Source organism: Georgenia wutianyii (assembly GCF_006349365.1).
GTDB lineage: Bacteria > Actinomycetota > Actinomycetes > Actinomycetales > Actinomycetaceae > Oceanitalea > Oceanitalea wutianyii.
This window is the reverse complement of sequence record NZ_CP040899.1, coordinates 440,452-456,413: the sequence shown is the minus strand read 5'-3', so window position 1 is coordinate 456,413 and position 15,962 is coordinate 440,452. Positions and strand designations below refer to the sequence as shown.

14 protein-coding genes are annotated in these 15,962 nt (G+C 71.6%); 11 read left to right on the top strand and 3 right to left on the bottom strand.

Annotated features, from left to right (window positions below; translation table 11 throughout):
- Window positions 1-82: 82 nt before the first annotated feature.
- From rsmI to FE251_RS02100, 5 genes are all read left to right on the top strand, one after another.
- Window positions 83-994, top strand: a complete 912-nt coding sequence (rsmI, locus tag FE251_RS02120; RefSeq protein ID WP_139947641.1) for a 16S rRNA (cytidine(1402)-2'-O)-methyltransferase — start codon at window positions 83-85, stop codon at window positions 992-994.
- Between the two features lie 93 nt (window positions 995-1,087).
- Window positions 1,088-2,896, top strand: a complete 1,809-nt coding sequence (locus FE251_RS02115) for a dolichyl-phosphate-mannose--protein mannosyltransferase (protein WP_139947639.1) — start codon at window positions 1,088-1,090, stop codon at window positions 2,894-2,896.
- 40 nt (window positions 2,897-2,936) lie between these two features.
- Window positions 2,937-3,428, top strand: coding sequence for an RNA polymerase sigma factor (locus FE251_RS02110; RefSeq protein ID WP_139947637.1), 492 nt, complete (start codon window positions 2,937-2,939; stop codon window positions 3,426-3,428).
- Window positions 3,425-4,012, top strand: coding sequence for a methylated-DNA--[protein]-cysteine S-methyltransferase (locus tag FE251_RS02105; protein ID WP_139947635.1), 588 nt, complete (start codon window positions 3,425-3,427; stop codon window positions 4,010-4,012). Before FE251_RS02110 ends, FE251_RS02105 begins: the two co-directional genes overlap by 4 nt.
- Window positions 4,013-4,268: 256 nt before the next feature.
- Window positions 4,269-7,256, top strand: a complete 2,988-nt coding sequence (locus tag FE251_RS02100) for an NACHT domain-containing protein (RefSeq protein ID WP_139947633.1) — start codon at window positions 4,269-4,271, stop codon at window positions 7,254-7,256.
- 132 nt (window positions 7,257-7,388) lie between these two features.
- Here FE251_RS02100 and FE251_RS02095 read toward each other — a convergent pair whose 3' ends face one another.
- Window positions 7,389-7,973, bottom strand: a complete 585-nt coding sequence (locus FE251_RS02095; protein WP_139947631.1) for a TetR/AcrR family transcriptional regulator — start codon at window positions 7,971-7,973, stop codon at window positions 7,389-7,391.
- Window positions 7,974-8,054: 81 nt separating this feature from the next.
- On the opposite strand from FE251_RS02095, the gene FE251_RS02090 reads away from it, so the two are divergent.
- The gene (locus FE251_RS02090; protein ID WP_139947629.1) at window positions 8,055-9,272 is read left to right on the top strand and encodes an MFS transporter; all 1,218 of its coding nucleotides are present in this window, start codon (window positions 8,055-8,057) and stop codon (window positions 9,270-9,272) included.
- On the opposite strand, the gene FE251_RS02085 is transcribed toward FE251_RS02090, so the two are convergent.
- Together FE251_RS02085 and FE251_RS02080 are read right to left on the bottom strand one after the other, a co-directional pair.
- On the bottom strand, window positions 9,204-10,559 hold the full coding sequence (locus FE251_RS02085) for an alpha-amylase family glycosyl hydrolase (RefSeq protein WP_139947627.1): 1,356 nt from the start codon (window positions 10,557-10,559) through the stop codon (window positions 9,204-9,206). The two genes, FE251_RS02090 and FE251_RS02085, sit on opposite strands and share 69 nt — an antisense overlap.
- Before the next feature lie 264 nt (window positions 10,560-10,823).
- Window positions 10,824-12,254, bottom strand: coding sequence for a dihydrolipoyl dehydrogenase family protein (locus FE251_RS02080; protein ID WP_139947625.1), 1,431 nt, complete (start codon window positions 12,252-12,254; stop codon window positions 10,824-10,826).
- Window positions 12,255-12,334: 80 nt separating this feature from the next.
- Between FE251_RS02080 and FE251_RS02075 the strand changes: the two genes are divergently transcribed.
- From FE251_RS02075 to FE251_RS02055, 5 genes are read left to right on the top strand one after another with little or no spacing between them, the layout of a single operon-like run.
- A complete protein-coding gene (locus FE251_RS02075) occupies window positions 12,335-13,144 on the top strand; it encodes an ABC transporter ATP-binding protein (protein WP_139071285.1) in 810 nt (269 codons plus the stop codon).
- Window positions 13,144-13,827, top strand: coding sequence for an ABC transporter permease (locus FE251_RS02070; protein WP_139947623.1), 684 nt, complete (start codon window positions 13,144-13,146; stop codon window positions 13,825-13,827). The genes FE251_RS02075 and FE251_RS02070 overlap by 1 nt, the downstream gene beginning before the upstream one ends.
- Entirely contained in the window at window positions 13,824-14,525 is a 702-nt protein-coding gene (locus FE251_RS02065) for an ABC transporter permease (RefSeq protein ID WP_139071283.1), read from the top strand. The genes FE251_RS02070 and FE251_RS02065 overlap by 4 nt, the downstream gene beginning before the upstream one ends.
- Window positions 14,522-15,445, top strand: a complete 924-nt coding sequence (locus FE251_RS02060) for an ABC transporter substrate-binding protein (protein WP_139071282.1) — start codon at window positions 14,522-14,524, stop codon at window positions 15,443-15,445. The genes FE251_RS02065 and FE251_RS02060 overlap by 4 nt, the downstream gene beginning before the upstream one ends.
- On the top strand, window positions 15,442-15,951 hold the full coding sequence (locus tag FE251_RS02055) for a mycothiol transferase (RefSeq protein WP_139071281.1): 510 nt from the start codon (window positions 15,442-15,444) through the stop codon (window positions 15,949-15,951). Before FE251_RS02060 ends, FE251_RS02055 begins: the two co-directional genes overlap by 4 nt.
- Window positions 15,952-15,962 lie beyond the last annotated feature (11 nt).

Sequence of the window (15,962 nt, the reverse complement as noted above, 5' to 3'; positions counted from 1 at the left end):
GCGCCGGGGAACGTCAGGCTGCCCCACCTCGCGGGGCACCCTGACGTGCGGGCTGTCGGTCCCCCTGGGCCACACTGGGGTGATGGACGAGCTGGCGGAGCACGCGCAGGATCCGGCCGACGGCGAGGAGTCCGCCGCTGCCGGGCGGTCGCCCTGGCGCGGTGAGGGCGGCCAGATCGTCCTCGCCGCCACCCCCATCGGCGACGCCGGGGACGCCCCCGCCCGGCTGCTGCGCGCACTCGCCGAGGCCGACGTCGTCGCCGCGGAGGACACCCGCCGGCTGCTCGCGCTCGCCCGCCGCCTCGGCGTCTGGGTGGAGGGGGAGCTGGTGAGCTTCCACGAGCACAACGAGCAGGAGCGGGCGCCCGTGCTCGTCGCCCACGCCCGCGAGGGTCGGCGGGTGCTCGTCGTCTCCGACGCCGGCATGCCCTCGGTCTCCGACCCCGGGTACCGGCTCGTGGGCGTCGCCGTCGCGGGCGGGGTGCCGGTGAGCGTGCTGCCCGGACCGAGCGCCGTGCTCACCGCCCTCGCCGTCTCCGGCCTGGCCACCGACAGGTTCTGCTTCGAGGGGTTCGCCCCGCGCCGCCCCGGTGACCGGGAGCGGACCTTCGCCGGCCTCGCCGACGAGCAGCGCACGATGGTCTTCTTCGACTCCCCGCACCGCGTGGGCGACACCCTCGCGGCCATGGCCCACGCGTTCGGCGAGGACCGCCGGGCCGCCGTCTGCCGCGAGCTCACCAAGACCTACGAGGAGATCCGCCGCGGACCGCTCTCCGAGCTCGCCGAGTGGGCGCGGGACGGGGTGCGCGGTGAGGTGACGCTCGTCGTCGCGGGCGCCGAGCCGCGCGCGGCCCGCACCGAGGACCACGTGGCGGAGGTCGTCGCCCGCGCCGAGGCCGGTGAACGGCTCAAGGACGCCGCCGCCGCCGTGGCCGCCGCGACCGGCCTGAGCAAGCGCGAGCTCTACCAGGCCGCGCTCGCCGCCCGGGGCTGACCCGGCACAACTCCGCTCTCGCGCAGAAGTCGGCTCTCGCGGGGAGGTCGGCTCGGCCGCGCCGGGCAGGGGGCACGACCTACACTCACCTGCGTGACAGCGCCGGGAGACGAGACCCACAGCACGTCGCTCGACCTCACGGAGCCCGAGCGCGTCGACGCGCGCAGCGCCGCCGAGATCGAGGAGGACCTGCGCTCGCGGCTCCTGCGCCCCGGTCCCACGGACCGGCTGTGGGGCTGGCTTGGACCCCTCGTCGTCACCGCGATCGCCGCGGTCCTGCGCCTCGTCGACCTCAACCACCCGACCCGCCTGATCTTCGACGAGACGTACTACGTCAAGCAGGCGTACTCGCTCCTCGTCCTCGGCTACGAGGGTGAGTGGGAGGGCGAGGGCGTCAACGACCGGTTCAAGGTCGGGGACTTCTCGGACCTGTCCAGCGACCCGGACTACGTCGTCCACCCGCAGGTGGGCAAGTGGCTCATCGCGCTCGGCCTGCGCCTCTTCGGCGCGGACAACGGAGCCGGCTGGCGGTTCTCCGCGGCCGTCGCGGGCGCGGCGACGGTGCTCGTCCTGGCCCGCCTCACCCGCAGGCTCACCGGGTCCACGCTCCTCGGGTGCGCCGCCGGCCTGCTGCTCGCCGTCGACGGCCTGCACTTCACCGGCTCGCGCATCGGCCTGCTCGACGTCTTCCTCGGCTTCTTCGTCATCGCCGCCCTCGCCGCCGTCCTCGTCGACCGCGAGCAGACCCGCCGGCGGCTCGCGCGCGCCGCCGCCGCGGACCTCGCCGAGCGCGGGGACGGGCGGCTCACCGACCCGTGGGGCCCGCGCACCGGCATGCGCTGGTGGCTCGTGCTCGCCGGTGTGCTGCTCGGTCTGGGCGGCGGGGTCAAGTGGTCGGCGATCTACGCGCTCGCCGTCTTCGGGATCCTCGTCGTCGTGTGGGACCTGTGTGCCCGCCGCGCGATCGGGGCGCGGCTGTGGTTCGGCGGCGGCGTCTTCCGCGGCGGGGTGCCGGCGTTCCTCTCCCTCGTCCCCGTCGCGGCGCTCACCTACGTCGCCGGGTGGTTCTCCTGGTTCGCCACCCCCGGCGGCTACCTGCGCCAGTGGGCGGCGGACCAGCTCGCCCAGAACGGCACCGTCCCCCGCTCCTGGCTCCCGAACGCGCTCAACTCCCTGTGGGAGTACCACCTGCGCGCGTGGGACTTCCACAACGGGCTGGACTCCGAGCACAACTACGAGGCCCACCCGGCCGGCTGGATCCTGCAGGTCCGCCCGACCTCCTTCTACTGGGAGAGCCCGGTCGAGGGCGACTGCGGCAGCGACCGCTGCATCCAGGCGATCACCTCGCTGGGGAACCCGGTCGTGTGGTGGCTGGGGGCGCTGGCGCTTCTCGTCGTCCTGTGGATGGCGGTCGTGCGCCGCGACTGGCGCGGCTGGGTGGCCCTCGCCGGCTACGCGGCCGTCTACCTCCCGTGGTTCGCCTACGCCCACCGCACGATCTTCACGTTCTACGCCATCGCCCTGGCTCCCTACGTCGCCCTCACCCTCGTCCTCGCGATCGCGTGGCTCGGCGGGCTGCTGCCCCCGCTCCACGGGCGGGCGAGGCGGCCCGGTGAGCTGCCGGCCCCGGAGCCGGCCGGTGACGACGCGCTGCCCGCCGACGCCGCGGAGGACCCGGACGCCGACGCCGCGGACGCGGACGCGGACGCGGCTGGCGACGACGCGGACGAGGTGGGCGACGCCGACGAGGCGGCGCGCACGCGCCGCGTGGGCTGGACGGCGCTCGCCGTCGTCTGCCTCCTCGCGGTGGCCGCGTTCGTCTACTTCTGGCCGGTGTGGACCGGTGAGACGATCTCCTACGAGAACTGGCGCTCACACATGTGGCTCCCGTCCTGGATCTAGACCTCACGTCCGGGCCGCCCGCGACGTCTACGGGGTGATGATGACCAAGCCGCCGTTCGAGGAGGTCGTGGCCCACCACGGCGCGACCGTCCTGCGTGTGTGCCGCGCCGTCGTCGGCCCCCACGACGCCGACGACGCGTGGTCCGAGACGTTCCTCGCCGCGCTGCGCGCCTACCCCGCGCTGCCCGCCGGGGCGAACCTCGAGGCGTGGCTCGTGACGATCGCCCACCGCAAGGCGGTGGACGTGCTGCGTGCCCGCGCCCGCCGGCCCCGGCCGGCCGAGCACCTGCCCGAGCCGCCGGGCCCGCCCGGGGAGCCGGGCGAGGAGGTCGCCGAGGTCTGGTACGCCGTCGCCGCGCTGCCCGACAAGCAGCGCCTGACCATCGCCTACCACTACCTCGCCGGCCTGCCGTTCGCCGACGTCGCCGCGATCGTCGGCGGCACGCCGGACGCCGCCCGGCGCGCCGCCGCGGACGGCATGAGGACCCTGCGCCGCCAGTACGGCGCCCAACCCGCCGGAGACCGACGATGAGCGACCTCTTCCCCACCGACGACACCCTCACCCTCGAGCGGCTGCGCACCCGCCTCGCCGAGGACGCCGCACGCGACGGGCTCCTCGACGTCGCCTACCGGCAGGTCGACTCCCCCGTCGGGCCGCTGCTGCTCGCCGCGACCGACCGCGGGCTCGTCCGGGTCGCGTTCGCGTTCGAGGACCACGACCGCGTCCTCACCGAGCTCGCCCAGCGGGTCGGCCCGCGCGTCCTGCACGCCCCCGCCCGGCTCGACGCCGTGGCCCGCCAGCTCGAGGAGTACTTCGACCGCTCCCGCACCGCGTTCGACGTCGACGTCGACCTCGCGCTGTCCCACGGCTTCCGCCGCACCGTCCTGGAGCACCTGCGCACGATCGGCTACGGGCGGACCGAAAGCTACGCGGAGGTCGCCGGGCACGTGGGCAACCCGCGGGCGGTGCGTGCCGTCGGGTCGGCGTGCGCGACGAACCCGCTGCCGATCGTCGTGCCGTGCCACCGGGTGCTGCGCAGCGACGGCGGGATCGGTGGCTACCTCGGTGGGTTGCCCGCCAAGGAGCTGCTCCTCGCGCTGGAGCGCGCGGCCTGAGCGGGCGCGGGCGGCACTGCACCGCATCGAGAGAGATCGCCGTTGACCATTCAGGTACGCCCTCATGACGCGGAAGCCACACACCGTACCCCGTCACGGCGTCGCTCCCTCGACGCGTCTGCAGGTCTTCTTCGCAAGCAGTAGCGGCCTCCACACCGACGATATCGGCACGTAATTCGACATACCCGCCCGTTCTGGCCCCAGCAATCCGGCACATCGTGCAAACTGAGCGCCTGCCCCAACCTCAGGAGCCGGCATGAGCCATCAAGCAACCATCCTCACGGCACTTCCAGCCGCTCGGGAATCGGCGGGGCCTCACGAACTCGTTGCCGAACTCGAGTTCCGTGTCCGACTAGCAGCCCTGCTAACCTTACGTCTTGCATCACAAGAGACTGGAACATCGCTACAGCTCTTACGTCCGACTGCCGGTCTTGGGACCTGGCGAGACATCATCCGGAAAGCCGCAAACGAGACCCGCTCGCTCGACACCCCTATCGCCCGGCGAATACGGTCACTTGCGGACGGCGTTACCACTGCATGGAACGCACCGATCGACACTAAAGCAATAACTAACGTAAAACCGCTCCGCGATTACCTGTCACACGGAGGTCGCCTCGCCTCTGACGAGTATACGCCGGTGGCAGTCGCACTCAAATCTGCTCTAAACGTCCTTGACGAATCAATAACGACACTTCTCGCAGGAAGCGTACTGTCCACATCAGCGGCCACTGTCACATTGACGCTCGACGGCGAGCGAGTCGATCTGCATCCATTCTTCATTCAAGACGAGCAATCCGACACTACACTCATTTTCGCACGACGCCAGCCCGACGCCCCACCTCACTACCTACCACTTAGCGGCCCCGCGCGTCACGTCGCCCTGGAATCCACCGCTAGCACTCTAGACGCGTACACCCGACAGCGCGACCAGACACCCCGAGTCGTAGCCGATTTCCTCTACGACCTACAGGAGGACCTATCTGCATTTAGTGAGGACCAGGACACTCCTGTCTCTCTCGCGGACGATAAGTCCGCCCTTCGAATGAGTTGGCGCAGGGCGACGAGTGAGGGCACAGAGGAACGCATCGACTCTTTCAGGCTCGGCCCCGACGAGGTACGACAGTGGTACGACGAGGGCCATTGGCACCCATACACCGAGTTCATGCGGCGAATGTGCAATTGGAAGACTGTTGCTTCGCGTCTAGCTACCTCCTTTCGCATGATCGAGGATCATATCCTCACGGAAGAGGCCGCCTATAGCGACGGGCCGTACCACACCAGACACATCGTTGAGACCAATGTAGAGGTCACGGACTATGATGGCAGCGACGCAGAAGAACTCCCAGCAGGAGCTATCTTTGACGCCGTAGATGAAGCTTCCACAGACAACCAGGGGCTAACACGAATCACATTCTTCACCGGTGACGCAGGAAGCGGCAAGACCCACACTATGCTCCGCGCCGCCATCGATCGGGCGGAGGCGGTAGCCGCGCAAGACTCCCACTCCGCCCCGCTCTACATCTATGTCCGATCAACTGGTCGGGTGCTCGACGATTTATCGACAGTAATTCAATCTGCCGTCGCACCCACCAGGAACTTGACAGACCGTGGAGTAAAGGCTCTCGTCCGAAACGGGCTTGCCACCCTTTTGATCGACGGCTTCGACGAACTCCTCGGCAGTAGCACCTATGGGGACGCCATCGGGTCGTTACGTCCATGGCTTTCTGCCCTAAACGGACGCGGCACACTAATCGTATCGGCCCGCTCGAACTACTTCCTAAATGAGTACAGGGAGAGCGTCCTCCGCGCCAAGGACGCCAACCTTCCCGCCCTCCACCACCGGATAGCAAAGATGCTGCCATGGAGCCAAACGGCGCTCGAATCATATCTACGCGCCGCGGACTTTAATTTAAACCTGCTTGCAGCATTACCCCACGCTGAACAAGATCTAGTTCGGTTGCCATTCTTCGCGAGGACCCTCGCCGGAATTCGCGCGTCCACACTGCAGTCTCCCGGCTTTTCTCTCGTCAGAGAGTTGCTGAAGCGCTATGTGCAGCGGGAATCGACAAAGCTCCGTCGAGGATCTGAGGAGGGCCAGGAACTACTTTCCGTCGAGGAACTCGAGCGACTCTTTGAGGACGCTGCCGTTCTAATGGCCGGAGAACCCGAACGAGAAATCGGTATCGAAGATCTTCAACTGGCCGCGCACGAGGCGCTGCCGGGCGGCCTGGAGTCCCGACCGCACCTCGCGAGGCGTCTTCCGAACCTGTGCGGCCTCGGCGTCGATACTGGCGAGACCGTTCCGCGCTTCAGATTCCAACATGAGGTCTACTTTGACGAGTTCTTCGCCGCCCGAGTAGCTCGGTTCGCGGACGACGGCGAGGATGAACAGTTCGTAACCTCGATGACCTATGATAGCTGGCGCGCGTCAACCACCGCATCCATCACGCGACGCCTAACTGCGCCAAGGGTGAGAGACCTACTCTTGCGCTCGGCCGAGCATCTGACCCGCGGCCGAGCTTCTGATTCGACAGCGAAGCATGTTCGCGCAAATGCTGGAGCTCTCTGGGTGCGAGTGACCCCTGCGCTGGTCGAGCGTCGCGATTACGTTACGATCACCCATGCCGACATTCTCGAAACACTTGAGATGGACAGTCATACCAGCGCGAGAGTAGCGATTAGGGAGTGCACCATCGAACACCTGACGCTCCCGGCTTCAGGTACTTGGTCAGTTAGGATCGAAGCCTCTCAGATCCATCGCCTGCGTCACCACGGCGGACCCTTGAGCGGCCTCGCTATCTCTGATAACAGCAATGTTGGCGAGCTGATCACTCCCGACGTAGTCACAGATCGATGGCCTGACATCTGTCTAAAGTTGAGGCATCTTGGTGCGGACATTAAGGCCGAGATTCGGGAAGTATCAGGCGAACCCGCCTGGTCCCTCTCCGCTTACGGAAGAAGTTTCCTCACGAGCCTTGGAAAGCGTGCCAGTAACAGTTTGATTCTGCGTGCGGATCGTCGATTCGCGGAGGATGACCGCGATGCTCGCTTCTGGCCAGGCTCCAACGATGAACTGAGTCGTTTCGTGCGAGCGCTAGAATCAGCGGATGTCGCGCGAGTCACGCCCATTTCAGCATCCGGGACAGCGAGAGTTAGACTCACGTTTAAAGTGTCAATTGGCGCACTGCTAGAAGATGATGAGTGGACGCAATTCTGGGCAACGGTAAGCCGGATGCATCCTTGAGCGCATCGCCGTCACTGGAGGCATAGTCGTCTCGCGCGGGGGCTCAGATCTGCGGCCAGGTCGATAGGCTGCGGACGCTGCCCGGCCACGTGAAGGGCCGCTCTGTTGAGCACCTAAGAGGCCGCGGACCGGTCACGCCCCCGGCGGCGTCGTGTCCCCCAGGAGCTGCTCGGCGAGCGTGCGCGCCGCGCGCAGCGGCTCGGCGTCGCCGACTACGCCCCGCTGCGCGACCGCGCCCTCGAGGAGGAGGAAGAGGTGGCCCGCGACGGCGTCCGCGCCGCCGCCGTGGTCCTCGTGGACGAGGTCGGTGAGCAGCCGACGCACGGCCCTCTTGTGCTCCCGGACGACGGCGCGGGCGGGGTGGCCGGCGGGCAGCTCGCCCGCGGCGTTGAGGAACGCGCAGCCGCGGTCCAGCGGCAGCTCGTCGCGCGTGTAGGCCTCGAAGACGGCGAGCGCCCTGGGCTTCTCGGCCGTCTCGAGGCGGTCCTCCAGGCGCGCCCACCACTGGTCGTGCCGGGCCTGGAGGTAGGCGGTGACGAGAGCGTCCTTGGAGCCGAACCGGTCGTAGAGGGTCCGCTTGGTCACCCCGGACTCCGCGGCGATGGTGTCGACCCCGACCGCGTGGATCCCCCGGTGGTAGAAGAGGTCGGAGGCGACCTCGAGGATGCGCCGGGCGCCGGGCGTCAGCCGCGGCGTCTGCGTGCTCCGCGGGTCCATCAGCCTCACCTCCCGGCTGCCTTCACAGGTCAGTGTACCTAGGCTCCCCGGATCGAGATACACAGGTCTGCGAGGTCGAGCATGACGGTCGAGTCCCCCGCGGCGCACAGCGCCCTGTCCCCCGCACGCACACGCCGGCTCACCGCCGCCGGGCTCGCCCTCATCGCCGTCAGCTACGGCCTCGCCCGCTTCTCCTACGGACTGTTCGTCCCCGCCTTCCGCGCGGAGTTCGGTCTCGACGCCGCGGCCGCGGGAGCCGTCGCCTCGGCGTCCTACGCCGCCTACTGCCTGGGCATCGTCCTTTCCACGACACTCACCCCGCGCTGGGGCGGCCGGCTCGTCGCCGTCCTCGCCGGGGCGGTCGCCACCGCCGGCACGCTCACCGTCGGCCTCGCCCCGAGCGGCGCCGTGCTCGCCGTCGGGGTCGTCGTCGGCGGCGCGAGCACCGGCCTGGCCTCCCCGCCGCTCGCGCACGCCGTCGCCGCCTCGGTCGCCGAGGAGCGCCGCAGCCGGGCCCAGGCGGTGGTCAACGCCGGAACGGGGGTGGGCGTCGCCGTCGCAGGTCCGGTCGCGCTCGCGGGCGAGCAGTGGCGGGCGGGCTGGCTGGCCTTCGCCGCGCTGTGCGCCGTCGTCACCGTGTGGGCGGCCCTCGCCGTGCCCACCTCGCGTCCCGAACGGGCGCCGCTGCTCCCCCGGCCGCTGCTCCCGCGCGGGAGCGGCCGGCTCGCCGCCGCCGCGCTGCTCGCGGGAGCGGCGAGCGCGGCGACGTGGACCTTCGGGCGCGACGTCCTCGTCGAGGGCGGGATGAGCGTGCGCGCGTCGACGGTCGGCTGGATCCTCCTCGGCGTCTTCGGCGTCCTCGGGGCCGCCGCGGGCGACCTGATCGGACGTCTCGGACTGCGGCGGACCTGGCCGGTGACGATGCTCGCGATGGCGGGGGCGACGGCGCTGCTCGCGCTCGTCCCCGGCACCGTCGCCGTCGCCTGGCCGGCGGCAACCGCCTTCGGGGCGGCGTACATCGCGATGACCGGGGTCCTGCTCCTGTGGACCACCCGGCTCCACCCGCGCGCGCCTGCGGCGGGCGTCGGGCTCGCGTTCCTGCTCCTCGCGCTGGGCCAGTCCGCCGGCGCCCCGCTCGTCGGCGCCCTCGCGGGCGCCACGGACCTACGGGTCGCGTTCGCGGCGGCCGCCGCCGTCGCCGTGGTCGGTTGCCTCACCCGCCCGGGCTCCTCAGCCCACCACGCACCAGCCGTGAGGGGGCAGGACGACCGTGCGGCCGCCGTCGACGACCGCCCCTGAACCGGCGAGCGCCGTCGCCGGCTCGTGGCCGGCGACCGGGACGCCGGACGGCAGCCCCCAGCGCACCTCGTCGTCGTCCGTGCTGAGGAGGACGACGAGCGCCTCCTCCCCGGCCGAGACGCGGTAGACGAGCAGCGGGTCGGCGACGTGGAGGACCTCGAGACGCGCGTCGTGCAGCCAGGGGTGCCGGCGGCGCAGCCCGATGAGCTCCTGGTGGCGGTGGAACACCGGCAGGCCGAGAGGACTGAGGTCGGCGGGCGAGGCCGGGAAGGCCGGGCGGACGGCGTCGTCGCCTCCCTCGCGCTCCTCCTTGACGCCGGCGAACCCGTGCTCGTCGCCCGCGTAGACGCACGGGGTGCCCGGCACGGTGAGGAGCACCGCGAGCGCGTGGTCGAGGTGCCGGGGGTCGGTGAGGCGGCTGGCGATCCTCGTGACGTCGTGGTTGCCGACGAAGGTCAGCGGCGCGAACGCGTCGGAGAACTCGTCGTGGCGACGCAGGGCGTGGTCGAGCTCCCAGAGGTTGCGGTCGTTGAGCGCGCTCCACACCGCCTTCCACAGCTCGTACTGGGTCACCGAGTCCATCCCGGAGCTCGCGACGATCCCCTGGTAGTCACCGTGGATGACCTCCCCGACGACGTACACGTCCGGGTGGCGGGCGCGCACCCGGTCGAGGACGGGCTTCCAGAACGTCGGCGGGACGGCGTAGGCGGCGTCGAGGCGCCAGCCGTCCGCGCCGCGGTCGAGCCAGTACGTCATCACCCGCTCGACGTGCTCGGCGACGGCTGGCTCGCCGTGGTCGAGGGCGACGAGCGCCGAGTGGCCCTCGAAGTCCTCGTGGGTGGGGGTGCCACCGCCGTCGGGCGCCTGCGGGTCGGGCCAGTGGAGGCGGAACCAGCGCGCGGCGGGTGAGTCGGGCCCGTCGGCGAGGGCGCGGCGGAACATGGCGAAGTCCTGGCCGACGTGGTTGAACACCCCGTCCAGGACCACCCGCAGCCCGCGCTCGTGGGCCGCGGCGAAGAGCGCCACGAGGTCCTCCTCGTCACCCAGGCGCGGGTCCACCCGGAGGTGGTCGGTGGTGTCGTAGCCGTGCGTCCGCGAGTCGAAGACCGGGCCGAGGAGGATGCCCGAGGCACCGAGCTCGACGGCATGGTCCAGCCACGGCTCGAGCCCGGCCAGCCGGTGACGGACCTCGTCACCGACCTCCGCCCGCGTCGGCTCCGCCCCGAGGAAGCCGAGCGGGTACACCTGCCACAGGACCGCGTGCCTCACCCAGTCCGGCTCGTTCATGCGAGGCGCTCCTCCCCTCCCGCCGTCCGGTGGCGGGTCTCGTCGGTCGTCGACGTTACTGGTCCTGCGCGCGGCGGGCGGGGTGAGGGGCGCCGTTGTGACGCAGACGTCGGCGCCCGAGCGGAAGTCGGCTCTCGCGCACAAGTCGGCTCTCGCGCGGAAGTCGGCTCTCGCGCACAAGTCGGCTGTCGGGGGGAGGGGGCCGGGGATCCGAGGGGCGGAGGCCTGGGGCAGAGGGCTTCCTGGGGCGGGAGGGGCGGCGGGTCAGGGGGTGGGGCGGCCGTAGGTCTCGAGGAGGCGCAGCCAGATCTCGCTCATCGTGGGGAAGGCCGGCACCGCGTGCCACAGCCGGTCGATCGGCACCTCGCCGGCGATCGCGACGCTCGCCGCGTGCAGCAGGTCCGCGACGTCCTGACCCACGAGTGTCGCACCGACGACGACACGCCGGTCCTCGTCCACGACCATGCGCGCCCGGCCCGTGTACCCGTCGGCGTGGATCGCGGCGCCCGCGACGGCTCCGAGGTCGTAGTCCACGACGCGCGTGCGCAGGCCCGCGTCCTGCGCGCCGGCAGCCGTCAGCCCCACCGACGCGACCTGCGGGTCGGTGAAGACGACCTGCGTGGCGGCGAGGTGGTCGGCGGTCGCGGCATGGACGCCCCACCGGACGTCGTCCACGGGTCGGCCCGCGGCCCGGGCGGCGATGACGTCCCCGGCCGCGCGCGCCTGGTACTTGCCCTGGTGGGTGAGGAGCCTGCGGTGGTTCGCGTCGCCGACGGCGTAGAGCCACTCGACGGGCTCCCCCGCCCCGTCGAGCACCCGCAGCGTCTCGTCCACCTGCAGCCATCCGCCCTCCAGGCCGACGGTCTCCAGCCCCAGGTCGGACTGCGGCTCGCGGCCGGTCGCGACGAGGAGCTGCGCGGCACGCACCGTCCGGCCGTCGTCGCACTCGACCTCGCGCACGCCGTCGGCCACCCGCACCCGCGTGGCCGAGACGCCGCGGCGCACGTCCACGCCGCGTTCCGCCAGCGCCTCGCCGACGAGCTCGCCGGCGAAGGGCTCGTACCCGCCGAGCAGCCGGCTGCGCACGAGCAGCGTCACCTCGGCGCCGAGATCGGCGAACGCGCCGGCGAGCTCGCAGGCCACCACCCCGCCGCCGATGACGACCAGGCTGGCGGGGACCTCGCTCGCCTCGAGCGCCTCCCGGTTGGTCCACGGGTGTGCCTCGCGCAGCCCCGGGACGTCGGGCACGACCGGGCGCGTGCCGGTGCACACGGCGACGGCGTGCCGGGCGGTGAGGACCTGCTCCGCGCCGTCGGCGCCGATCACGGTGACCTCGCGCTCCCCGGTCACCCGACCCCGGCCGCGGACGAGGTCGATGCCGGCCGACCGGAGCCACTCGACCTGGCCCGCGTCGTCCCAGCCGCTCGCGAAGGACGTGCGCCGCTCGAGCACGGCGCGTACGTCGAGGTCGCCGGTGACGGCCTGCCTCGCGCCGTCGACCCGCTGGGCGCCGCGGCGCGCGTCGGCCGGGCGCAGCAGTGCCTTGGACGGTGTGCAGGCCCAGTAGCTGCACTCCCCGCCGACGAGGCGGTCCTCGACGACGACGGCGCTCAGCCCTCCCTGCACGGCGCGGTCGGCGACGTTCTCCCCGACCGGCCCGGCCCCGACGACGACGACGTCGTAGCTCGCGGACATCTCGGTCCCTCTCGACGGTCGGACGACGTCCTGGGACCCTACGCTCGGGACGTCCGCCCCGCACCCGACCGAGGAGCGCCATGATCGAGTTCCGCGCGGTGACCAAGCGCTTCGGGGACGCGGAGGCGGTCTCCTCCCTCGACCTCGTCATCCCCGCCCGCCGCACCACGGTTCTCGTCGGCTCGTCCGGCTCGGGCAAGACGACGGTGCTGCGGATGATCAACCGGATGGTCGACCCGACCTCCGGGACGGTGGAGATCGACGGCACCGACGTCCGCGAGCGCAACCCCGTCGAGCTGCGCCGCGGCATCGGCTACGTCATGCAGAGCGCCGGGCTGCTCCCCCACCGTCGCGTGCTGGACAACGTCACCACCGTCCTGCGGCTCACCAAGGTGCCCAAGGCCGCGGCCCGCGAGCGAGGGCTGGAGCTCATGGACACCGTGGGGCTGGACCGGGGTCTGGCCGAGCGCTACCCGCAGGAGCTGTCCGGCGGGCAGCAGCAGCGGGTCGGGGTGGCGCGCGCGCTGGCCACCGACCCGAACATCCTCCTCATGGACGAGCCGTTCGGGGCCGTCGACCCGATCGTGCGCACCGAGCTGCAGGAGGAGCTGCTGCGTCTCCAGCGCGAGCTCGCCAAGACGATCGTCTTCGTCACCCACGACATCGACGAGGCGTTCCGCCTCGGGGACACGGTGGTCCTCCTCGAGCAGGGCGGGCGGATCGCCCAGCAGGGCACCCCGGCGGAGATCCTCGCCGCACCGGCGTCGGACTTCGTCGCGAGCTTCATCGGCGCCGACCGCGGCCGCCGCCGGCTGCGCGTCGTCGAGGTGGACGGCCGACGCCTCGCCGTCGACGCCGACGGCCGGCCCGCGGGCGTCCTGGAGCACTGATGGACTGGTTCCTCGCCAACACCGGGCTCGTCACCGACCTCGCCCTCCGCCACGCCCGGCTCAGCGTCGTGCCCATCGTGCTCGGCCTCGTCCTCGCGCTGCCGCCCGGTGTCCTCGCCTGGCGCCGTCGCCGGGCGCGCGGGCCGATCCTCGCGGCCTTCGGCCTGCTCTACACGATCCCCTCCCTCGCCCTGTTCGTCCTGATCCCCCCGCTCGTCGGGATCAGCTTCCTGTCCGAGCTCAACGTCCTCATCGCGCTCACCATCTACGCCGTCGCGCTCATGGTCCGCTCCGTCACCGACGCCCTCGAGGCGGTCGACCCGGCCGTCCGCTCGGCGGCGACGGCGCTCGGGTACTCGGCGTGGGGCCGGTTCTGGGCCGTCGACCTGCCGCTCGCCGGCCCGGTGCTCCTCGCCGGGCTGCGGGTCGTCGCGGTGAGCACGGTGAGCCTCGTGACCGTCGGCGTGCTCATCGGCACCCGCAGCCTGGGCTACCTGTTCACCGACGGCCTCCAGCGCGGGATCGTCGCCGAGATCGTCACCGGGATCCTCGCGACCCTTCTGCTCGCCGTCCTCTTCGACGTCCTCCTCGTCCTTGTCGGCAGGCTCCTGCTGCCGTGGACGAGCCGGCGTGCCGCCCGGGCCGGACGGCGCGTCCAGCTCACCGCGGGAGGTGCCGGATGACGCTCTTCGCCGAGGCGTGGGCCTGGCTCACCGCCCCCGAGCAGTGGACCGGGAGGGCAACGGTCCTCGACCGGGTCGGTGAGCACCTGCAGTACACGCTGGTGGCCCTGCTCGTCTCGGCCCTCGTCGCCGTCCCGCTCGGCTACCTCGTGGGCCACACCGGCCGCGGCCGCCAGCTCACCGTCGCCCTCGCCGGCGCCGGGCGCGCGCTGCCCTCCCTCGGCCTGCTCACCGTCCTCACCCTCCTCGTCGGGGTGGGGAAGGCGGACCTCGCCGCGACCGTCGTCTTCGTCGTCCTCGGGGTGCCCTCGGTGCTCGCCGGCGCCTACGCCGGGGTGGAGAACGTCGACGGCGCGGTCACCGACTCCGCCCGCGCCATGGGCATGACACCGTGGCAGGTGCTGCTGCGCGTCGAGGCGCCCCTCGGGCTGCCGCTGCTCGTCGGCGGGCTGCGCAGCGCGGCGCTGCAGATCGTCGCGACCGCCGTGCTCGCCGCCTACGTCGGGCTGGGCGGCCTGGGCATCTACATCCTGCGCGGGATCTCGCTGCGCCGCTACGACGAGATGCTCGGTGGCGCCATCGCCATCGTCGCCCTCGCCGTCGTCCTGGACGCCGTCTTCGCGGTCCTCGGCTATTTCGCTGTGCGGGTGGCGGGCGGACAGGGCAGGCTCTCCACGTCGACGGAAGGACACCGATGAAGACCTCCCGCGTGGCCCTGCTGGCCACTGCCGTGCTCACGCTCGCCGCCTGCGGGTCGGGTGACCCGCTCGCCGAGCCGACCGAGGAGGAGGCGTCGGCGGCCGACGACGCCGCCGTCGTCGTCGGCTCCCAGGCCTACTACTCCAACGAGATCCTCGCCGAGATCTACGCCCAGGTGCTCGAGGACGCCGGCCTCGACGTCTCCCGCCAGTTCCAGATCGGCCAGCGCGACGTCTACCTCCAGGCCCTCGAGGGCGGCGAGGTCGACGTCATCCCGGAGTACACCGGCAACCTCCTGCAGTTCTACGTGCCCGACACCGAGGCGCGCAGCTCGCAGGACGTCGCCGCGGCGCTGCCGGACGCGCTGCCCGAGGGCCTGACGGTCCTCGAGTACGCCGAGGCGCAGGACGCCGACTCCTACAACGTCACCGCCGAGTTCTCCGAGGAGAACGGCATCACCAGCCTCGCCGACCTCGCCGGCTACGACGGCGAGATCACCGTCGGTGGCAACGCCGAGCTCGAGAGCCGCCCCTACGGCCCGGACGGGCTGCAGGAGTTCTACGGCGTGGACGTCGACTTCGTCGCCATCGGCGACAGCGGCGGCCCGTTGACCAAGGACGCGATCCGCGACGGCACCATCACCATGGGTGACATCTACACCGCCGACCCGGACCTCGCCACCGGCGACTTCGTCACCCTCGAGGACCCGGAGAGCATGATCCTCGCGCAGAACGTCGTCCCGCTCGTCACCGCGGACCGCGCCGAGGAGCTCACCGACATCCTCGCCCCGGTGAGCGCGGCCCTCACCACCGAGGAGCTCATCGCGCTCAACGCGCGCAGCGTGAACGAGCAGCTCGACTCCGCCACGATCGCCACCGAGTGGCTCACCGAGCAGGGCCTCGTCGGTGGTGGGCGGTGAGCGCCGCGACCGACCTGCTCCTCGACGGGTGGTCGCGCATCGAGGGCTCGGTCCACCGCGCCGGTGAGGGACTCGGGCCCGAGGACCTCGCCGTCCGGCTCGACCCGGACGCGAACTCGATCGGCTGGCTGCTGTGGCACCTCACCCGGGTGCAGGACGACCACGTCTCCGAGGTCGCGGGCCGGGAGCAGGCGTGGACCTCCGACGGCTGGGACGCCCGGTTCGACCTGCCGGTCGGCGGGGTGGGCTACGGCCACACGTCGGCCGAGGTGGGGGCCGTCCGCGGCTTCGGTGCCGGCCTGGTGCTCGGGTACTACGACGCCGTCCACCAGCGGTCCGTCGAGTTCATCCGAGGGCTGCGGGACGAGGACCTCGACCGGGTGGTCGACGAGCGCTGGGACCCGCCGGTGACCCTCGGGGTACGGCTGGTCAGCGTCCTGGACGACTGCCTCGAGCACGCCGGCCAGGCCGCCTTCGTGCGCGGGGTGCTCGAGCGCCGGTCCTGACCCCGCACGCG